The organism is Megasphaera hexanoica (assembly GCF_043520715.1).
Lineage (GTDB): Bacteria > Bacillota > Negativicutes > Veillonellales > Megasphaeraceae > Megasphaera > Megasphaera hexanoica.
In genome coordinates this window covers 2469562-2489738 of the sequence record NZ_CP171361.1, presented here as the reverse complement: position 1 = coordinate 2489738, position 20177 = coordinate 2469562, and the positions used below count along the sequence as shown (strand labels likewise).

Here is a 20177-nt window from a genome sequence, read left to right as displayed (position 1 = left end):
TAATAGCGATGAAACAGGTTATAGTTGTCGGTGCAGGCGCAGCAGGTATCTTTGCTGCCTTGGCGGCCTCTTCCAGAGGGGCCGGGGTGCAGCTTTTTGAAAAAAATGATATTGTGGGAAAAAAGATGGGGATTACTGGCAAGGGCCGCTGCAATCTGACGAATACGGCGCCTATGACAGATTTCATCGCCCGGACGCCAGGACATGGGAAATTTCTTTTCAGTGCCTACCGTGCTTTCAGTAATGAAGACCTCCTCCGGTGTGTGCATCAATGGGGGCTGGCTACGAAAGAAGAAAGGGGCGGCCGTGTCTTCCCCCGTTCCGACAGCGCTATTGAAGTGCGTAAACTCCTGTATCATCGCCTGCAGAAACAGCATGTGGAACTTCACCTGAATGAAGGTGTACTGACTGTGAACCATACGGACGGGGGCTTTTCCGTCCGGACAGAACAGGGAAGTTATACGGCGGATGCCTGTATCATTACGACAGGCGGTCTTTCGTATCCCGTTACCGGTTCCAGCGGCGATGGATTCCACTTTGCCAAAAAACTGGGACATACCGTAACTCCCTTAAAGCCGTCCCTGATTCCGTTTACGACAGAAGAAACGTGGGTAAGGGATCTTGCGGGATTGTCTCTGCGGAATGTCGATGTTTCGTTATGGAAACATGGGAAAAAGCTGGCGAGCCAGTTTGGTGAAATGCTGTTTACCCATACGGGCGTTTCCGGGCCGGTCATTCTCATGCTGAGCAGCCAGGCGGCGCACAAACCGAAATGGGAATTCCCCATGCAGCTGCGCATTAACCTGAAGCCGGCCCTGACAGCGGAAACACTTGACTCCCGGATCCAGCGGGATTTTCAGAAGTATCTGCGCAAGCAGGCTGGTAATGGTCTGCAGGATCTCCTGCCACGACGCCTCATCCCATATGTGCTCGAACAGGCAGAAATTCCGGAACAGACACTGATCAATCAGATTACCCGTACCCAGCGCCAGGACCTGGTGACAGTGCTCCAGGCCTTTTCTCTGACTCTGACAGGTACCCGCCCCATTGAAGAAGCCATTGTGACGGCCGGCGGCGTATCTGTACGGGAAATTAATCCTGGAACGATGGAATCTAAAAAAGTCCAGGGTCTTTATTTCGCCGGTGAAGTGATTGACATCGACGCTTTTACGGGAGGATATAACTTGCAGGCAGCCTTTTCGACGGGGTATGTGGCCGGCTGTTCTGCAGCAGAGGAGGAAGCTGACCAATGAGAAAAATTACGGTTGCTATCGACGGGCCGGCCGGTGCAGGAAAAAGCAGTGTTGCGAAAATGGTAGCAAATAGGTTACACTATCTGTATATTGATACCGGAGCCATGTATCGCGCTTTTACCTGGGCCATGCTGGAACGGCATATCAATATACGAGATGAAAAAGCAGTGCAGCAGCTGACCGGCTCCATACAGATCCGTCTGGAACCGGGTGAAGAGGTATGCCGCGTATATGCAGACGGACAGGACATAACGGAAGAAATCCGCACGCCTTTTATATCGTCTCATGTTTCACAGGTAGCAGCCCTTGCAGTGGTGCGTACAAAACTGGTACAATTGCAGAGAGATATGGCAAAAGGCGGAGGCGTCATTTTAGACGGCCGCGATATTGGCACGGTAGTCCTGCCCCGGGCCGATCTCAAAATTTATCTGACGGCGTCGGTTACGGCGCGGGCCAGACGGCGGTTTCTGGAGTTAAAGGAAAAAGGCAGTACGGAAACACTGGAAGCCATTGAAGCCAGCATTGCTGCTCGCGACGATATGGATTCACACCGGGCTGTCAGCCCCCTGAAACGGGCTGATGATGCCGTGCTGGTAGATAACAGTGACCTTACACTGGAAGAAACGGCAGACTGTATCTGCCGTATGATTGAAGAAAAACAGTAAGGAAGCGGAGCGATGAAAAATTTTTTCTATGCTATTATCCGATTTCTCTTTAATCTGGTCACCTATACCTGGCTGGGAATGCAGGTCGTGGGAGAAGGTCATATCCCGGAAAAGGGCGCATTTATTGTGGCATCGAACCATGCCAGTTATTTTGACCCGCCTCTGGTAGGGACGGCGATGCGCCATCATCTGATTCACTTTATGGCGAAGGAAGAGCTATTTCATAATCCGTTCATGGGCTGGTTCCTGAGGTATGTCGGTACTTTTCCCGTTCACCGGGGCCGTGTGGACCGCAAAGCGCTGATAGAAGCACTGCGGGTATTGAAGCAAGGTGAGGTATTGGGTATCTTTCCGGAAGGAACGAGCCGCGACCAGGGAAAACTGGGAAAATTCCATGAAGGCATGGCTGCCATTGCTATCCGCGCCCAAGTCCCGGTCCTGCCGACGGCCATCATTAATTCCCGCCATCTTCCACACAAGATGGGGCCGGTGCGGGTCGTATTCGGTGATCCGGTCCTGCCGCCCGTTATAAGCCGGCAGGATAAAGAAAAAGAACGGGACATCATCCATGAGTTTTCAGAAGATATCCGGAGCCGGATTCTGGACCTCATCAATCAGCACGGAGGAGAAAATATGTCATGAATGTATATGTAGCTGATGCCTGCGGCTTCTGCTATGGCGTCCGCCGGGCCGTAGAAATGGCGTCTTCCGCCGCCAGCGGCACTCACACACTGGGGCCGATTATCCATAATCCCCAGGTAGTAGCCCGGCTGGCTGAACGGGGAGTATCACCGGTAGATTCTCTGGAATCACTTCGGGAAGGAGACACGATTCTCATCCGTTCCCATGGAGTCGGTCCTGATGTGTACCGGGAAGCGGAGAAAAAAAGACTCAACGTTGTCGATGCGACGTGTCCTCATGTGAAAAAAGCACAGCAGGATGCGAAAAAAATCATCGAAAAAGAAAAAAATCTTATAATTATTGGCGAAAAAGCCCATCCAGAAGTAATTAGTATTTCACAATGGGGGGCAAATCGTGCTATTATATTAGATAGGGAAGAAATGGCCCGGGCTCTGCCCCCTATGGAGCAGGCCGGGGTGGTCGTACAGACGACCTTTTCCCAGGAGCAATTTAAACGCATTGAACAGATACTGGCAGATAAAATTCCGGACCTTACGGTGTACATGACAATATGTACAGCGACGCAGCAGCGTCAGCAGGCGGCGATTGATCTGGCAGGGAAAATGGATGTGATGATCGTGATTGGCGGGAAAAACAGTGCCAATACCGGTCGCCTTGCACAGGTGTGCAGAGAACAGGGTTGCCCGACATACCATATTGAAACAGCAGCTGAATTAGATACGGCCTGGTTCAAAGGTATGAAAAATATAGGCATTACAGCCGGCGCTTCCACGCCGGATTGGATAATACAGGAGGTTGTTAATATTATGGAAAATTTGCAAGCAGAAGCCACAGAAGTAATGAGTGAAGAATTGTTGGACAAGTATGATTATGAAGAAAATCCAAAGAAAGGCGACGTAGTAAAAGGCACGGTTATTTCTGTGAACGATGATGCTGCCTATGTTTCCATCGGCACGAAAGCAGAAGCAATCCTGCCGAAAAAGGAAATGGCTGTACCGGCACCGGAAAAAGCTAGTGATTTTGTCAAAGTCGGTGATGAACTGACTGTTGAAATCGCCAACAACATCAAAGAAGAAGGTGCGATTGTCGTTTCCCTCGTCAAGATGAAGAAAGTTGAAGACTGGAAAGAAGTACGCGAAGCATTCGAAAATGACCAGCTCGTCGAATGTACCGGTAAAGAAACGAATAAAGCCGGCCTCGTCGTATCCATCAAATCTCTGCGCGGGTTCATCCCCCTGTCCCAGGGCGATATCCGCTTTGTCAAATCGCTGGACTATCTCGTAGGCCAGACATTCCAGGTAAAAGTCATCGATATTGACGAACATAAAAACCGCCTTGTCCTGTCCCGTAAAGCTGTTCTTGAAGCAGAACGGGAAGCAAAACGCGAAGAAGCCCTGAAACACATTGAAGAAGGCGCTGTCCTTGAAGGAACGGTCGTCAAGATTATGCCTTATGGTGCGTTCATCGATCTCGGTGGCGTAGAAGGACTGCTTCACATTTCTGATATTTCCTGGAAACGGATCAGCTCCGTTGATGCCGTACTCAAACAGGGTGATAAACTGCAGGTCCTCGTACAGAAATTCGATAAAGAACGCGATCGTATTTCCCTGTCCCTGAAAGCACTGCAGAAGAACCCCTGGATTGCCGCTATCGAAAAATTCGAAGTTGGCGATGTCGTCAAGGGCGAAGTCAAAAAGCTGCTGCCTTTCGGTGCTATCCTCGCTATCGATCCGGAATTGCAGGGGCTCCTCCACGTTTCCGAACTGACGGAAAAACGCGGTGCTTCTGTAAAAGACCTTTTGAATATTGGCGATATTTTAAATGTCAAGATCATCGGTATTGATACAGATAAGAAGAAGATTTCTCTCAGCGTACTCGCTCTGCAGAAAGATGACGAAGAACGGGAAGTCCGCAATTATCTCGAAACAGCAAATCAGCAGGAAGAATCGGCCACAATTGGCGACGCTGTAGAAGATAAATAAGTATTCCTGGAAAAAGGATAGCCGGCGTGTACCGGTTATCCTTTTTTTTGGACAGGAATGGATCATAAGGTGTTTCAGGAAAGGATATACATATGTCGGATACGTTACATGCAGTCATAGCCAGTGTGCAGGAGGGCAGCCGGGCTCAGAAAGAAGGTCTGAAAGCTGGTGATACTATCGTTTCGGTCAATGGCCAGCCTGTAGAGGACCTGATCGATCTGAATTTTGCCCTTGCTGACGAAAAAGTGCATCTGGTCGTACAAAACGGCGACAGCCTGCGGGACTGCTATTTTCAGAAGCGGTTTGGCGAAGACGTGGGCATTACTATGGAAAATGCCGTTTTTGACCATATACGCCAGTGCTGGAACAATTGCATATTCTGCTTTATTGCGCAGATGCCCCAGGGGATGCGCCCATCTTTGTATGTCAAGGATGACGACTATCGTATGTCTTTCCTGACGGGAAGTTTCATTACCTTATCTAACCTGTCTGAAGAAGATCTCCGGAGAATTACCCAGTACCATCTGTCACCGCTCCATATTTCCGTCCACACGACGAATGGCATGCTCCGCCGGCGCATGATGCGGCAGGAACGGACAGAGGATATTATGGATCATCTCCGCAATCTGGTGCGGCATGACATTGATATGTACTGCCAGATCGTCCTCGTGCCGGGATATAATGATGGCGAAGAATTCAGCCGCACCGTACGGGATCTGGAATCGCTCCGGCCTAACGTACTGGGAATAGCTGTCGTGCCACTGGGAATGACGAAATTCCGTTCTGAATGCATGCCTCTGAATCCGGTTACGCCGGAACTAGCCCGTGACATTATAAACCGTTCCCGTCCTTTTACAGAGCGCAGCCGCCGGGAAGGCAGGGGAAGCTTTGTCTATCTGGCTGACGAATTTTATCTGAAAGCCGGAATGCCGCTGCCGGACAATGCGTATTATGATAACTACGAACAGATTGAAGATGGCATCGGGATGCTGCGTCTGTTTGAACAACAATGGCATAGCTGGGATGGCAAGGTCCGTACGGCCTATGACAAGCCGAAACGGCTGGCTCTTCTGACCGGCACGCTGGCAGCTCCTTTTATCAGCCAGCTCGTACAGGAAGTACAGGTTGCCAATCTGGAGGTAAATGTTGTCCCCGTAGAAAATCACTATTTTGGCAGGCAGATTAATGTGGCTGGTCTCCTCACAGCCCAGGATATGCTTCATGCCTGGCAGCAGCTGGCCGGTGACTGGGATGGCCTGATTGTTCCCGGCACGGCATTGCGCAAGGGTGAAAACATCTTTCTTGACGATATGACACTTAGTGAATTTGAAGCCCGGGCCGGCGTACCTGTCGGCGTCAGTGAATTTGCGCCGGAACTGAAGCAGCTTTTATATCATTGGCAGGAGAATAAGGAGTAGAATTATGTATAAACCATTAGTTGCCGTTGTAGGCCGGCCGAATGTCGGTAAATCGACACTGTTCAACGCCGTCGTAAAGAAACGGATTTCCATTGTCGAAGACATCCCCGGCGTCACCAGAGACCGCATTTATTTTGATGCTGAATGGCTGGGCCAGGAATTTACCATGATTGACACGGGCGGCATTGAATTTGTCGATCAGGACAATCACTTTTTTACGAGTATGCGCTATCAGGCTGAACTTGCCATTCGTGAAGCCGATGTCATCATTTATGTAGTAGATGGAAAGACGGGAATCCAGCCTCAGGACGAGGAAATCGCCCATATTCTCCGTTCCTGTGGCAAGCCGGTAATCCTGGCTGTCAATAAAATCGATAGTGTAGAGCAGGAAATCAACATTTACGAATTTTATAATCTGGGGTTGGGCGATCCTATCGGCATTTCTGCGGTCAATCTCATGAACCTCGGTGACCTTCTCGATGAAGTGCTGAAATATATCAAAAAAGTACCTGTTGACGAAGAAAGTGAAGATGCAATTCATGTAGCACTGGTAGGCCGCCCGAACGTAGGAAAATCTTCCCTGACCAATGCCCTGTTGGGACAGGACCGGGTCATCGTCAGCAATATTCCCGGCACGACCCGCGATTCCATTGATACACACTGGACCTATAATGGAAATGAATTTATCCTCATCGATACGGCAGGGATGCGGCGCAAGGGAAAAATCGACCTGCCCGTGGAACGGTATAGTGTGGTACGGGCACTGCGGGCTGTCGATCGTTCCGATATAGCTGTCCTCGTACTGGATGGCGTAGAAGGCGTAACCGAGCAGGATAAGAAAATAGCCGGTTACATCCATGAAGCCGGCAAGGGCTGCATCATTGTCGTCAACAAATGGGATCTGGTGACCAAAGATAGCAAGACCAGCCTGAAATATACCGATGATATCCGCCGGGAACTGGCCTTCATGCAGTATGCCCCGATTCTATATGCTTCGGCCCTTACCAAACAGCGCGTTAACCGTCTGGCCGATCTGGTACAGTACGTATCGGAACAGCAGCATATGCGTGTTTCGACGAGTGTCCTCAATGAACTCATCGAAGACGCGCAGCTTACTAATCCGGCACCGGCTAAAAACGGACGTCCCTTAAAGATTTACTATATGACCCAGGCTTCGGTGGAACCGCCTACGTTCGTCTTATTCGTTAATGATCCCCAGCTTATTCATTTTTCCTATACCCGTTTCCTGGAAAACAAACTGCGGGAAACATTTGGTTTTGAAGGAACTCCTATCCGTCTTATCCTGCGAGGTAAAAAGGGAGATGAAGACGCGTGATAGAAGGTATACTCTGTCTGTTCCTGGCCTATGCCGCTGGTTCCTTCCCGAGCGGCCTGGTCATTGGCAATGTCTTTTATCATACCGATATCCGCACTGAAGGAAGTCATAATACAGGCGCGACCAATGCCTATCGTGTACTGGGAAAAGCCGGCGGCCTGGCAGTTCTTATCCTCGATACGGCGAAAGGGATTCTCGGCGTCTGGCTTGGCCAGCAGGCGGGAATCCTCCTGGCACCGGATCAGATAGAATTATGTATGATCGGCGGCGGCCTTCTGGCTATTCTGGGCCATTCTTGCTCTTTGTTCATGAAATTCAAAGGAGGGAAAGGCGTGGCCACCGGCCTGGGAGTCATTCTTTATCTGGCACCGTGGGAAACACTTATCGTCTTTGCTGTCTGGTGTATTGTCGTCGCTTTTTCGCGGATCGTTTCGCTCGGTTCTATTGTAGCAGCGATTTTGGTGCCGGTGACGATGTACCTGTTCCATGAACCTTTGGAAATCGTAGTATTCGGTATTCTGGCAGCTGCGTTTGTCATTATCAGGCACCGCGCCAATATCGTGCGGTTGCTTCATGGCAATGAATTGAAAGTAGAACGGATACACAAAAAATAACTGTTCCGGTTTCAGGATTTATATTTGATATGTAAGGAAAAACGTGTATAATTAACATGTACGAGCAGGTGATGATGTGAGAATCATAGGCGGAAGCGCCAGAGGCAGACAATTGAAATCTCCAAAGGGTATGCTGACCCGGCCTACACTGGACAGTACGCGGGAAAGTTTGTTTAATATTCTGACTAATTACGGTCTGGAAGGAGCATCCGTACTGGATATTTTTGCCGGAACAGGCGCTCTCGGGCTGGAAGCCCTCAGCCGCGGTGCTGCCCATTGTGTGTTTATCGATCATTATACCCAGCGCCTTATTCAGGAAAACGCAGCGATGTGCGGCTTTTCCGGGAAATATGAGGTACTGCGTATGGAGATGGGGCGTGCGCTGGCGCGGTTGCGCGGACGGACGTTCCAGTATATTTTTGCCGACCCGCCGTACGATAAAAATCTGGTGAATGATACAATTTCTTTTATCTTTCAATATCAGCTGCTGGCTGCTGACGGCCTGGTCATCATGGAGCACAGCCGTCATGAAGATATATCGGAGAACCCGTTGTATAGCATTATCAGAGAAAAATCCTATGGAAAAGAAACGCGCGTCAGCTTTATCTGCCGCCGTCAGGAAGGGGAATAATTGTGCGTATCGGAATCTGTCCGGGCAGTTTTGATCCCGTGACGAACGGACATATCGATATATTTGAACGAGGCAGCAAACTGGTTGACAAGCTGATTGTTGCCGTCTTCAGCAATCCGACGAAACAGCCTGTCTTTACGATGGCTGAACGGGAAGAAATGCTGCGGGAAACGACTAAACATATTCCGAATATTGAAGTGGCCAGTGCTGAAGGCCTGCTCAATGAATATGCCATGTCTCATGGGGCTACGATTATCATCCGCGGGCTCCGGGCACTCAGTGATTTTGAATATGAGTTTCAGCGGGCTCTTCTCATGAAACAGATCGAACCGGCTATTGAAACGGTATTCATCATGGCCAATACAAAATATTCGTATGTAAGTTCTACGGGAATCCGGGAACTGGCCTGCTTTGGAGGCAAGCTGGATGGCATGGTGCCGGATTATGTAGAACAACGCTTGAAAACTAAATTTAAAGATAAATATAAGGTATAGGGGTGGACAACATGAACTCTGATAAGTTGTTGGAAGATTTGGAAAGTTTAGTACTGAATGCGTCAAAGATGCCCTTTACGAACAAAAAGATGATCGAAGAGGAAGAACTTCTCCAGATTATCGATGATTTGAAAGCATCCATGCCGGCGGAATTAGATGAATCAAAAAAAGTTCTCGCTGAAAAGGATAAAATTATTGCCGATGCCCAGCGTCATGCTGACAGCATGGTTGCCCAGGCCAAAGATTACATTGCCAAACTGACGGAAGAAAGCGAACTGGTACGGCAGGCGCAAGAACATGCCAATCAGATTGTCATGAGTGCTACGAAGTCCTCTGATGAACTCAAGAGCAGTTCTATTACGTATGCCGGCGACGTACTGAAGTATGTAGAATCGACATTGGAAAAGACGCTGACCAGTATCCGCCAGAACCGGGAAAGCCTTCTTCAGTCCAATCGTCAGGATAATAGTAAACAGTAATGCCGTAAGTCAGACTACAAGAGACGGTCATACGAAGAGAAATACTTTGTACGACAGTCTCTTTTTGCGTTAAGACGTAAGAGGGCCGGCGGGCCCGGACTGTGGATTGTATTTATCAGGATGCAGGGAGAAGACGATGAAAGAAATAACTTCACGGGAGAACCAGTGGGTCAGGATGGCCCATTCACTTAAAAAGAAAAAAGGACGGCAGGAACAAAGCCGGTTTTTGGCAGAGGGATTCCGCTTATTGTCAGACGCCATCCAGGTAGGTGTCATGGATGGCATCTGCTTTGTTACAGAAAAGGGAATGCATCATGAAGGATTTGATACATTCCTGTCCCGGGGGGAAACATTGGGATGGACATTTTTTCATGTAACTGACAGCGTGTATGATAAAATAAAAGATACGGGAAATCCACAGGGAATGGCGGCTATGCTGCCGCTTTTTCCATATACGCTCCAGGCGCTGGATACACTGAAGGCTGACCGGCCCGTCCTCTATCTGGAAGATATCCAGGATCCGGGTAATCTGGGTACGATTCTGCGTACGGCCGCGGCCAGCAATGGGGCTGCCGTCCTTTTGAGCGAGGACAGTGTCGATGTGTACAATGACAAGGCAATCCGCAGTGCCATGGGTGCTATATTCAAGGTCCCGGTTATACAGCACGTCACCCTGGACGACCTGATGGCCTTTCGTAAGAAAAGTGGACGCCTCCTGTTGGGGACAGCCCCTCTGGGAACGGTGCGGTATACCGATGCACCGTACGACAAACCAGTTATTTTAGCTTTTGGAAATGAAGGAAATGGCCTGTCCCACGAGTTGCAGCAGCAATGTGATGCCCTGATTACGATACCGATGAAACAGGATACCGAATCACTCAACCTATCGCTCTCGGCAGGCATCATCCTGTATAAAGCATGGGAAATCAATGGATTTAAGGAGTAATGCCGTATGGATATAACCAGTATTTTGGAAGAGTATAAAAAGGGAACACTCTCGCTAGAAGCAGCACAGGCCGCCCTGGCGGAAAGGGGCCGTTCTCATACAGCGCAGACGGCAGATCTTGGGTTTGCCCATATCGATCTGGCGCGTCAGGAACGGTGCGGTTTTCCGGAAGTCGTATATTGTGCCGGAAAGACTGTGGAACAGTCCGTCACGATTTTAACACTCTTAATGAAGAAGTACGATAACATCATTGGCACGCGTGCGTCTAAAGAAGTGTATGAACGGCTGCTCCCCGATTTTCCCGATGTACAGTATGATGACCTGGCACGCATGGTTTATCAGCGCAAGGACACGACCATCGTCAATGGCGACAGGACCATTGCTGTTGTAACTGCCGGTACGAGTGATATCCCTGTTTCAGAAGAAGCCGCTCTTACGGCTGAAATCATGGGAAATAAAGTCATGCGCATTTACGACGTGGGAGTCGCCGGTATTCACCGTCTGCTCAGCCGGGCGGATGACATACGCAAAGCCAACGTGGTCATCGTTGTCGCCGGTATGGAAGGTGCCCTGGCCAGCGTCGTCGGCGGTCTGGTGAGCCAGCCCGTCATAGCCGTACCGACCAGTATCGGGTACGGTGCCAATTTCCATGGACTGTCTGCTCTGCTGGCCATGCTCAACAGTTGTGCAGCCGGTGTCTCTGTCGTCAATATCGATAACGGGTTCGGTGCCGGCCGTCTGGCAGATATATTGAACCGGATGAGGTGACACGTATGGAAACGCTATGGCAGATGGAAGCAAATATAGACGACATGAATCCCCAGAATATGGAATACATTTTCCGCCGTCTTCTGGACCTGGGCGTCAATGATGTGTGGGCCATGCCGATGCTCATGAAAAAATGCCGGATGGCGTCCATGCTCTGCGTGTTATGCCGGGAAGAACTCCTGGAAAAGGCAGCCGATCTTATTTTTAAAGAAACGACTTCCGTAGGTGTCCGCTACTTTCCTGTCAGCCGCATCGCCTGCAGGCGGTCTATACAGACGGTGACGGTGTCAGGCGAAACGATTCATTGTAAAATCTGCTGGTCCGGTGATATAGTGACCAATATTTCTGCAGAATACGATGATTGCCGGGCTGCAGCCGTAAAGACAGGTATTCCGCTGAAAGAGTGGCAGCGCCGTGTTCTGGAAGCCGCCTGGCAGCGTTACGGCGGGAAAAAGTATGAAGAGCTGGCAGACTGAACTGTTCGTTTCCTGAAGCGTCTCTCAGAGAAAAACAAGTTGTCTCTTGCAAATAAACAATTGTCCGTGTATAATAATGAATGAGTTCAAAAAAGGCGATTCTGATTATGAATAGATTAATTATCAATGCAGATGATTTCGGCATCCATCAGGAAGTGAACCGAGCTGTAGCCATAGGCTTTGATACAGGTATCCTGAGGAGCACATCCCTTCTGGCATCCGGTCCGGCTTTTCCTGAAGCCGTAACGGTTGCAAAAAAAAGGCCGGGCCTGGGAATTGGTATCCACCTCTGTCTGGTCGGGGGACTGTCACCGGTTTTATCACCGCAGGAAGTCCCAAGTCTTGTCGATGGGCGGGGGCTATTCCCCGATAGTTATGGCGAATTTATGAAACGGATATATACTGGCCGGATTCAATATCAGGAGCTGTATCGTGAACTGGATGCGCAGATGGAAAAAATCATGTCTCAGGGGCTTATTATTACCCATGTGGACAGCCACCAGCACCTGCACGTATTACCCCAGGTCTGGGTGATCGTACAGGCCCTGATGAAAAAATATGGGCTTCACCGGCTGCGTATCCCTGACGAATCGTATTTCTTCAAGTTGTGGACAGCAAATCCGGTCCGTGCCCTGGGCCGGGATGGGCTGACTTTTTTTTCGAGGAAGGCCCGTCGCGATGCGCGCAATCTCGGATTTACCATGCCGGATTATTTCTGGGGCATGGCTGATGGCGGAAATATGAATGAAACGAATCTGCGGTATATCATTGGCCAGATGCCTTTTGGCGTGCATGAAGTGATGATGCATCCCGGCTGCCATACGGCTGTTTTGAGCCAGATATTCCATTGGGGATATCATTGGCAGGATGAATTGGCTGCTATTGTTTCACCGGGCATCCGTAAGCTCATTGAAGAACGTCATATTGAACTCATCCATTACGGCAACCTGCCGTAATCTACCGGAACAGGGAGTGGTATGTATTGAATATATTGGTTACAGGCGGTGCCGGTTTCATCGGTTCACACCTCGTTGACACCTTAATAGAAGCCGGTCATGATGTAACGGTATTTGATAATCTGAACAGTGGAAGGAAAGAGTATATCCATAAGGAAGCCCGGTTCTGTCAGGGAGACATCCGTGATACGGAAGCTCTGGACCGTCTGTTTGCCGGAACGGTTTTTGATGTAGTGTTTCATGAAGCTGCCCAGACGCAGGTATCTTATTCCATGCTCCATCCCCGGGAAGATGCCGATGTCAATGTACTGGGACTGATTAATGTGTTAGAACACTGCTGCAGACATGACGTAAAGAAAATACTTCTTTCTTCATCAGCCGCTGTATATGGAAATCAGGAAACAGGACTGGCTGATGAAACGATACCGGTACAGCCACAATCTTTTTACGGACTGACCAAGGCGGCAGGAGAAGCATATGCCGCTTTGTATTACCGTATGTATGGCCTTCCGTATGCCGTCCTTCGCTACGCCAATGTGTATGGCGAACGGCAGGAAAGCAGCCGGGAAGCCGGTGTAGTCAGTCTGTTTTCCCGGGCATTGGCCTCGGGAACCGCTATGACCATCTATGGCGATGGGAATCAGTCACGGGATTTTATTTACGTCAAGGATGCGGCGGCTGCCAGCATGGCTGCCATGGATGCCGGCGTTCCCAGCGGCATTTACAATATCAGTACGAAAATCGAAACGACCATCAATGCCTTGAAAGAAATATTGATGTATTTTGCCCAGATACGGTCTGACGTAATCTACGAAGACGCACGGCACGGCGATATTTACCGGTCCGTACTCGATAATGGAAAGGCTGTGCAGACGCTGAACTGGCGGCCGAAGACAAAACTTCTGCCAGGATTGATGACGACGTTTTCTTATTTTTTAGGGAGGGATGAACGATGAAAAAGGACACGAACCATAACTTCTATCTGGTCCGGGAAGATATCCTGCCAGAAGCTATTAAAAAGACAATCCGCGTCAAAGAAATCTTAAAGCACCATCAGAGCCGTACCATCAATGAAGCGGTAAAGATGATGGATTTAAGCCGCAGTGCGTACTATAAATATAAAGATTATGTTTTCCCTTTCCACGACGTAACACAGGGAAAAATTGTTACCTTATCGCTTCTGATCTTTGATAAACCGGGCGAACTTTCCCAGGTGTTGCATACAGTCGCAGCCAGCAACGGCAGCATCCTGACTATCAATCAGGGGATTCCCCTGCAGGGAATGGCTGATGTCAGTATTTCCATTGAAACGAAGAACATGAATATTTCTGCCGATGAATTAATGAAAAAATTAGATAAACTGCCGGGAGTCAGCAAAGTCGATATCATCGGGCAGGCCTAAGGAGGGGCTGTATGAAACACGTTGCAATTGCATTGTTAGGCTGCGGTACCGTTGGTAAAGGCGTTGTCGATTTATTGAGCCGCAACGGCCAGCTCATTGAGGAACAGCTGGAGACGCATATCAGCATTAAACGGATACTCATCCGTGATTTACCGAAATATGAACAGATGGATTTGCCGGATACCATTGCTCTTACTACCGATTTCAACGATATTATCAATGATGATGAAATAGAAATCGTAGTGGAAGTTATGGGAAGTGCTGATTTTGCAAAAGAATGCATCGAACAGTGCTTTAAGCGCGGGAAGAGCGTAGTCAGTGCCAATAAGGACCTAATTGCTGATTATGGGATTCCTCTTTTGAAACTCAGTCAGGAAAACAATGTCGATTTCCAGTTTGAAGCCAGTGTAGCCGGCGGCATCCCCGTTATCCGTCCCATGTATTCGTCGCTCAACAGTAATCGTATCGAACGCATCATCGGCATCATGAATGGAACGACAAACTATATCCTGACTAATATGACGGAACGGGGCCTGTCCTATGAAACCGCTCTTAAGGAAGCCCAGGAAAAAGGGTATGCCGAAGCCGATCCGACTAATGATGTCAGTGGATATGATGCGGCCCGGAAAATCGCTATTCTGGCAACATTGGGATTCCATTCTGCCGTTACTTTCCGCGATGTCTCTGTCGAAGGCATTGAGAAAATCACCCATGAGGATATTGAACATGCATCGGAAATGGGCTATGCCGTTAAACTGCTGGCTATTGCACAGCAGAACGACGATGGGATTTCCCTCAATGTCCACCCCGCCTTTATACCCAGAAGCCATCCGCTGGCCAATGTCGGCGGAGCCTATAATGCAGTATATGTACGGGGCAACTGCGTCGGTGATGTCATGTTTTACGGACAGGGAGCCGGTGCTTTTCCGACTGCCAGTGCGGTTGTCAGCGATGTCATGAATGTCATTCTTCATTTTAACCTTACCGTGACAGGAAAACGGAAATATGTCTGGCATGACACGAAACTGACGGATCCACGCTCTATCCGCGCTCCTTATTATCTGCGCATGATCGTCGATAATGCACCGGGCGTCTTGTCCAGTATCTCTGGCATATTTGCTGAAAATCGTATTAGTATCCGTTCTCTAATCCAGAAAGATGAAACGAAGGAAATTGCCGAAATTGTAATTCTTATCGATGCATCAGCCGATGGGCTGGTGCGGGATTCACTGAAAAAGGTGACATCTCTTTCCTGCGTCCGCCGCGTTGCCAATGCAATCAGAGTCATTGAAATTTAGAGGTGCTGTTTATGACCAAGAAAGTACATGTAAAAATTCCGGCCACATCGGCCAATATGGGTTCCGGGTTTGATGCCGTCGGCATCGCTCTGACCCTGTATAATGAAATACTGTTTGAAGAACGGCCGGGAGCGGAAGCGATAACCATCGAAATCAAGGGTATGGGTCAGAATGAAATCCCGACCGATCCCGCAGAAAATCTGGTATCGGAAGCCATGGCATACGTGGCAAAACGGAATGGACAGCCGCTGCCGGCCGGTCATCTGACGCTGATTAACCGCATCCCGCCGGCACGCGGGCTGGGAAGCAGCTCGGCAGCCCTCGTCGGCGGAATCATGGCAGGAGATGCCCTGACAGGGCGGAAATTGACCAAAGAAGATATACTGATCATTGCCAATTCGATGGAAGGCCATCCCGATAACGTGGCGCCTGCAACATATGGAGGACTGACATCGTCTATCATTGTCCATGACAAAGCTATCACCAATTCAGTGCCTGTAGAAGATGATTTGTCTTTTATCACGGTCAGTCCGGAAATTGAAGTTTCTACAGAAGAAGCGAGACAGGCGCTGCCCGATACGATTGACTATAAAAGTGCCGTTTTTAATGTCAGCCGGGTCAGTTTCCTTTTGTCCTCCTTCTTTACGAAACGGTATGACTATCTAAAATACAGCCTGCAGGATAAGCTCCATGTTCCCTATCGGATCCAGCTGATTCCTCACGGTCAGGACGTACTGGATGCGGCTATCGCTGCCGGTGCCCTGGGTTCTACCATCAGTGGTTCCGGCTCGACACTCATCGCATTTGCAACCGGACGGGAAAGAGAGGTAGAAGAGGCGATGATTTCTACTTTTGCCGGGTATGGCATCCAATCTTTTGGTCATATTCTCAAAGCGGATAATCAGGGTGCTACTTATGTAGATATACCGAAATAATATTCAGATTTGTGAATTAAAGTATAAAAACGGAGAGAGGCTGCCACCGGACAGCCTCATTTCCTTTGTAAGGAGTTTATATGATTCAGGATATCCATCCCCATATGTATCACAACGAATTTACGCCTGCTCTCATAGAAGAAAATGCCCTTATCTTGTCCTATGATAAAAAAAGTGTCCTCATACGGCAGGATGGAAACAGCTTTACTCTGCCGGCAGCTTCTGATTTTTCCGGCTGGAAGGCCGATAATTTTATCTGGCTGTTTGCCATCGACGACAGGCAGTTTTTCCTGGCCCGGCGTACGCTGCCAGCTCCAGAAGGATATGCCTATGTGCCTATCCGCTATATGCGGTATGCGGCACCACGGCACCTGGCATTTGCTTCTGTCACCGGCCTGTCACTGGCCGGATGGTACCGCCATCATCAGTTATGCGGATGCTGCGGGCAGCCGTTGCAGCATAGCAAAAAAGAGCGGATGTTGTATTGCCCATCCTGCGGTATTATGAATTATCCCCGTATCAATCCGGCGGTCATCGTGGCCGTCCGCCATGAAAATAAGATCCTCGTATCGACCTATGCCGGCCGGGAATATACGAATATGGCTCTCATCGCAGGATTTGCTGAAATTGGAGAAACCATCGAGGAGACAGTTCACCGGGAAGTCATGGAGGAAGTGGGAATCCGCGTCAAAAATCTGCAGTTCTATAAAAGCCAGCCCTGGTGTTTCACCGACACGCTCCTGTTCGGATTTTTCTGCGACCTTGACGGAGAAGATACGCTGCGTGTAGATCACGAAGAACTGGCAACTGCCCGCTGGATCAGTCGGGATGAAGTACCGGAAGATGTAGAAAAGGTCAGCCTGACCATGGAAATGATGACCTTGTTCAAAGAGGGAAAGGTATAGTAAATCCCTTGACAGGTATGGGTAAAGTTGCTACAATTATTACCAACATAAAAGCGATGAGCGGAAGAAGCGGTTTGTATCTGCGTCAGAGAGATGCCGTACAGGTGAAAGAGCATTGGCAGAGAGTATCGCGGGTCACCCGTGAGCCGGCAGGAGGAAAGGCCTGCCCGTCTGACAGGCGTTATCTGTTTTATAAAGAGGCCGCGTGGAGCGGCAATTTAGGTGGTACCGCGGAAGAACTAAGCGCCTTTCGTCCTAAGAGTGGACGAAAGAGCGCTTTTTTTATTTACTTTTTGGAGGGAACAGACAAATGAAATGGAATAAGGAAGAATTAGGAGCTTATTCACCGAATGACATTGAAATGTCCTGGTATGATTTCTGGGAAAAAAATGGCTATTTTCATCAGGATGCCGATAAGAGCAAAAAGCCATTCAGCATCGTCATGCCACCGCCTAATGTTACGGGGCAGCTTCACATGGGCCACGCACTGGATAATACGTTGCAGGATATCCTCGTCCGTTTCAAACGCATGGAAGGCTACAATGTTGCCTGGATCCCTGGAACAGACCATGCCGGCATTGCTACCCAGGTCAAAGTAGAACAGCAGCTGGCCAAAGAAGAAGGAAAGACGCGCTATGATATCGGCCGTGAAGAATTCCTGAAACGGGTCTGGGCCTGGAAAGAAAAATATGGCAGCCGCATTGAAAAACAGGTACGCCGTCTCGGTTCATCCTGTGACTGGAGCCGCAAACGCTTCACGATGGATCCCGTATGTGCCCGTGCCGTTCGTGAAGTATTCTGCACCTTATATGAAAAAGGCCTCATTTACCAGGGACAGCGTATCACCAACTGGTGCCCTCATTGCAATACGGCATTGTCTGATATCGAAGTAGACCATTCGGATGTTCAGGGCAGCCTCTGGTATGTCAAATATCCTGTCGTCGGTGAAGATGATTACATCATGATTGCCACGACCCGTCCGGAAACGATTATGGGCGATACGGCCGTTGCCGTCAACCCGGAAGACGACCGCATGAAAAAATACGTCGGCAAAAAAGTCATCGTACCGCTGGTAAACCGCGAAGTCGAAGTCATTGCCGATGATTATGTTGATATCGGTTTTGGTACGGGTGCCGTAAAAATTACACCGGCCCACGACCCCAATGACTTTGCCATGGGCGAACGCCATCACCTCGAATCAATCATGATCATGAATCTCGATGGCACGATGAACGATAAAGCCGGAGCTAAATACGATGGTATGACCCGGGAAGAATGCCGCAAAGCCGTTGTTGCTGACTTGCAGGAACTGGGCCTCCTCGATCACATTGAACCGCTGACCCACTCTGTCGGTCATTGCTCCCGCTGCAAGACGATTGTCGAACCGTTTTCGACGAAACAGTGGTTTGTCAAGATGGGACCACTGACCAAAGCCGCTATCGATGCCGTCGCTGAAGGAAAGACTCGGTTCATTCCGGAACGGTTCAGCAAGACATACAATCACTGGATGGAAAATGTTCATGACTGGTGCATCAGCCGCCAGCTCTGGTGGGGCCATCAGATTCCGGCCTGGTACTGCGATGACTGCGGTGAAATTTCCGTCAGCCGTGAAGATATCACCGAATGCCAGCATTGCCACAGCAAACATATCCATCGGGACCCCGATGTCCTCGATACGTGGTTCAGTTCGGCCCTCTGGCCGTTCTCGACAATGGGCTGGCCGGAAAAAACGGAAGATATCCAACAATTTTTCCCAACGAGCGTCATGGTTACGGGCTATGACATCATTTTCTTCTGGGTAGCCCGCATGATGTTCATGACCTGCGAATTCATGAAAGAAATCCCCTTCCACGACGTCTTCATCCATGGCCTCGTCCGGGACAGCCAGGGCCGCAAGATGAGCAAATCACTGGGAAACGGTATCGATCCTCTGGGCGTCTGCGAACAGTATGGCGCGGATGCACTGCGTTTTACTCTGGTAACGGGCAATACGCCGGGTAATGATATGCGCTTCTATATGGAACGGGTCGAAGCCAACCGGAATTTTGCCAATAAAATCTGGAATGCATCCAAATTCGTCATCATGAATCTGAAAGATTATGACCCCGGTTTCAAGCCGTCTGCTGATGATCTTACCTTAGCTGACCGCTGGATTCTCACCTCTTTCAACGATACGGTCAGCCAGGTTACGGCTAATCTCGATAAATTCGAACTCGGCGACGCCGCTGACGAAGTGTATGATTTCATCTGGAATTCCTATTGTGACTGGTATATTGAACTGGCTAAACAGCGCCTGTATAAATCGGATGACCAGCGCAGCAAGCAGACTGTACAGTACGTACTGGTCTATGTCCTGACGCACACACTGGAAATGCTCCATCCGTTCATGCCTTTCGTGACAGAACATCTCTGGCAGCATCTGCCCCACGAAGGGGAAAGCATCATCGTGGCACCGTGGCCACAGCCCAGAGCCGACCTGGAATTTACTGCCGATGCCGCCATTATGAACGTCATTATGGAAGCCATCAAGGGCATCCGCAATATGCGTGCCGAATCCAACGTGCCGATGGGCAAAAAAGCTCCGGTCATCATGGTACCGTCCGATGAAGGCATGGCTCAGACACTGCGCAAGTATGAATCGTATTTCCATACACTGGCCTTTGCCGATAAGGTGACATTGCTGGCTCCTGATGCGGCCAAACCGGAAAATGCCGTTGTAACCGTCGTACCGGGTATTGAAGTCTATCTGCAGCTGAAAGACCTTATCGATGTAGAAAAAGAAACGGCCCGTGTCAAGAAAGAACAGGACAAACTCCAGAAGGAAATCGACCGCCTTTCGAAAAAACTGTCTAATCCGGGATTCCTCGGCAAAGCACCGGCTGCTGTCGTAGAAAAAGAAAAAGCCAAACTGGCTGATTATACGGACAAGATGGCCTCCCTTACCAAACGTATGGAAGATTTGGCTAAATTATAAGAG

The 20177-nt window shown here is 49.4% G+C and carries 20 protein-coding genes; all 20 read left to right on the top strand.

The window, feature by feature from the left end; genetic code table 11:
* The first annotated feature begins 8 nt into the window (after positions 1-8).
* The 20 genes from ACGTIC_RS12180 to ACGTIC_RS12085 all read left to right on the top strand — a co-directional run bounded on the left by ACGTIC_RS12180 (position 9) and on the right by ACGTIC_RS12085 (position 20174).
* Positions 9-1253 carry an NAD(P)/FAD-dependent oxidoreductase gene (locus ACGTIC_RS12180; RefSeq protein ID WP_113855098.1) on the top strand — a complete coding sequence of 415 codons (1245 nt, stop codon included), beginning with the start codon at positions 9-11 and terminating at the stop codon, positions 1251-1253.
* Positions 1250-1918, top strand: a complete 669-nt coding sequence (gene cmk, locus ACGTIC_RS12175; protein ID WP_059075559.1) for a (d)CMP kinase — start codon at positions 1250-1252, stop codon at positions 1916-1918. Before ACGTIC_RS12180 ends, cmk begins: the two co-directional genes overlap by 4 nt.
* A 12-nt stretch (positions 1919-1930) precedes the next feature.
* Positions 1931-2560 carry a 1-acyl-sn-glycerol-3-phosphate acyltransferase gene (locus tag ACGTIC_RS12170; protein WP_075581451.1) on the top strand — a complete coding sequence of 210 codons (630 nt, stop codon included), beginning with the start codon at positions 1931-1933 and terminating at the stop codon, positions 2558-2560.
* Positions 2557-4542, top strand: coding sequence for a bifunctional 4-hydroxy-3-methylbut-2-enyl diphosphate reductase/30S ribosomal protein S1 (locus ACGTIC_RS12165; protein ID WP_113855097.1), 1986 nt, complete (start codon positions 2557-2559; stop codon positions 4540-4542). The genes ACGTIC_RS12170 and ACGTIC_RS12165 overlap by 4 nt, the downstream gene beginning before the upstream one ends.
* A 92-nt stretch (positions 4543-4634) precedes the next feature.
* Complete coding sequence (locus tag ACGTIC_RS12160) at positions 4635-5960, top strand: DUF512 domain-containing protein (RefSeq protein ID WP_113855096.1); 1326 nt, start codon at positions 4635-4637, stop codon at positions 5958-5960.
* 4 nt (positions 5961-5964) lie between these two features.
* On the top strand, positions 5965-7296 hold the full coding sequence (gene der, locus ACGTIC_RS12155; RefSeq protein ID WP_059075563.1) for a ribosome biogenesis GTPase Der: 1332 nt from the start codon (positions 5965-5967) through the stop codon (positions 7294-7296).
* A complete protein-coding gene (plsY, locus tag ACGTIC_RS12150; protein ID WP_059075564.1) occupies positions 7293-7910 on the top strand; it encodes a glycerol-3-phosphate 1-O-acyltransferase PlsY in 618 nt (205 codons plus the stop codon). The genes der and plsY overlap by 4 nt, the downstream gene beginning before the upstream one ends.
* 76 nt (positions 7911-7986) lie before the next feature.
* Positions 7987-8541: a 16S rRNA (guanine(966)-N(2))-methyltransferase RsmD gene (gene rsmD, locus ACGTIC_RS12145; RefSeq protein ID WP_059075565.1), complete on the top strand. Its 555-nt coding sequence runs from the start codon at positions 7987-7989 to the stop codon at positions 8539-8541.
* 2 nt (positions 8542-8543) lie between these two features.
* Complete coding sequence (coaD, locus tag ACGTIC_RS12140) at positions 8544-9035, top strand: pantetheine-phosphate adenylyltransferase (protein ID WP_059075566.1); 492 nt, start codon at positions 8544-8546, stop codon at positions 9033-9035.
* 11 nt (positions 9036-9046) lie between these two features.
* Positions 9047-9514 (top strand): hypothetical protein, encoded by a 468-nt coding sequence (locus tag ACGTIC_RS12135; protein ID WP_059075567.1) that lies wholly within the window; start codon positions 9047-9049, stop codon positions 9512-9514.
* Between the two features lie 136 nt (positions 9515-9650).
* Positions 9651-10460, top strand: a complete 810-nt coding sequence (locus ACGTIC_RS12130; protein ID WP_113855095.1) for an RNA methyltransferase — start codon at positions 9651-9653, stop codon at positions 10458-10460.
* A gap of 6 nt (positions 10461-10466) precedes the next feature.
* Positions 10467-11228, top strand: a complete 762-nt coding sequence (gene larB, locus ACGTIC_RS12125) for a nickel pincer cofactor biosynthesis protein LarB (RefSeq protein WP_113855094.1) — start codon at positions 10467-10469, stop codon at positions 11226-11228.
* Between the two features lie 5 nt (positions 11229-11233).
* Positions 11234-11704: a nickel insertion protein gene (gene larC / locus ACGTIC_RS12120; RefSeq protein ID WP_075581446.1), complete on the top strand. Its 471-nt coding sequence runs from the start codon at positions 11234-11236 to the stop codon at positions 11702-11704.
* Between the two features lie 107 nt (positions 11705-11811).
* Positions 11812-12660, top strand: coding sequence for a ChbG/HpnK family deacetylase (locus tag ACGTIC_RS12115; RefSeq protein ID WP_113855093.1), 849 nt, complete (start codon positions 11812-11814; stop codon positions 12658-12660).
* Between the two features lie 26 nt (positions 12661-12686).
* A complete protein-coding gene (locus ACGTIC_RS12110) occupies positions 12687-13616 on the top strand; it encodes an NAD-dependent epimerase/dehydratase family protein (protein ID WP_113855092.1) in 930 nt (309 codons plus the stop codon).
* Positions 13613-14062, top strand: coding sequence for an ACT domain-containing protein (locus ACGTIC_RS12105; RefSeq protein ID WP_059075573.1), 450 nt, complete (start codon positions 13613-13615; stop codon positions 14060-14062). The genes ACGTIC_RS12110 and ACGTIC_RS12105 overlap by 4 nt, the downstream gene beginning before the upstream one ends.
* An 11-nt stretch (positions 14063-14073) precedes the next feature.
* Positions 14074-15360: a homoserine dehydrogenase gene (locus tag ACGTIC_RS12100; RefSeq protein WP_059075574.1), complete on the top strand. Its 1287-nt coding sequence runs from the start codon at positions 14074-14076 to the stop codon at positions 15358-15360.
* A gap of 11 nt (positions 15361-15371) precedes the next feature.
* Positions 15372-16295, top strand: a complete 924-nt coding sequence (thrB, locus tag ACGTIC_RS12095; protein WP_075581443.1) for a homoserine kinase — start codon at positions 15372-15374, stop codon at positions 16293-16295.
* A gap of 80 nt (positions 16296-16375) precedes the next feature.
* Positions 16376-17200 (top strand): NAD(+) diphosphatase, encoded by an 825-nt coding sequence (nudC, locus tag ACGTIC_RS12090; RefSeq protein WP_113855091.1) that lies wholly within the window; start codon positions 16376-16378, stop codon positions 17198-17200.
* Between the two features lie 310 nt (positions 17201-17510).
* Positions 17511-20174: a valine--tRNA ligase gene (locus ACGTIC_RS12085; protein ID WP_059075578.1), complete on the top strand. Its 2664-nt coding sequence runs from the start codon at positions 17511-17513 to the stop codon at positions 20172-20174.
* Positions 20175-20177 lie beyond the last annotated feature (3 nt).

Coding starts and splice junctions, on each gene's coding strand:
- cmk (WP_059075559.1), top strand. CDS start 1,250: ATGAGAAAAATTACGGTTGCTATCGACGGGCCGGCCGGTGCAGGAAAA.
- ACGTIC_RS12115 (WP_113855093.1), top strand. CDS start 11,812: ATGAATAGATTAATTATCAATGCAGATGATTTCGGCATCCATCAGGAA.
- thrB (WP_075581443.1), top strand. CDS start 15,372: ATGACCAAGAAAGTACATGTAAAAATTCCGGCCACATCGGCCAATATG.
- ACGTIC_RS12100 (WP_059075574.1), top strand. CDS start 14,074: ATGAAACACGTTGCAATTGCATTGTTAGGCTGCGGTACCGTTGGTAAA.
- ACGTIC_RS12170 (WP_075581451.1), top strand. CDS start 1,931: ATGAAAAATTTTTTCTATGCTATTATCCGATTTCTCTTTAATCTGGTC.
- ACGTIC_RS12160 (WP_113855096.1), top strand. CDS start 4,635: ATGTCGGATACGTTACATGCAGTCATAGCCAGTGTGCAGGAGGGCAGC.
- nudC (WP_113855091.1), top strand. CDS start 16,376: ATGATTCAGGATATCCATCCCCATATGTATCACAACGAATTTACGCCT.
- ACGTIC_RS12130 (WP_113855095.1), top strand. CDS start 9,651: ATGAAAGAAATAACTTCACGGGAGAACCAGTGGGTCAGGATGGCCCAT.
- ACGTIC_RS12165 (WP_113855097.1), top strand. CDS start 2,557: ATGAATGTATATGTAGCTGATGCCTGCGGCTTCTGCTATGGCGTCCGC.
- der (WP_059075563.1), top strand. CDS start 5,965: ATGTATAAACCATTAGTTGCCGTTGTAGGCCGGCCGAATGTCGGTAAA.
- larB (WP_113855094.1), top strand. CDS start 10,467: ATGGATATAACCAGTATTTTGGAAGAGTATAAAAAGGGAACACTCTCG.
- ACGTIC_RS12180 (WP_113855098.1), top strand. CDS start 9: ATGAAACAGGTTATAGTTGTCGGTGCAGGCGCAGCAGGTATCTTTGCT.
- ACGTIC_RS12085 (WP_059075578.1), top strand. CDS start 17,511: ATGAAATGGAATAAGGAAGAATTAGGAGCTTATTCACCGAATGACATT.
- larC (WP_075581446.1), top strand. CDS start 11,234: ATGGAAACGCTATGGCAGATGGAAGCAAATATAGACGACATGAATCCC.
- ACGTIC_RS12105 (WP_059075573.1), top strand. CDS start 13,613: ATGAAAAAGGACACGAACCATAACTTCTATCTGGTCCGGGAAGATATC.
- ACGTIC_RS12135 (WP_059075567.1), top strand. CDS start 9,047: ATGAACTCTGATAAGTTGTTGGAAGATTTGGAAAGTTTAGTACTGAAT.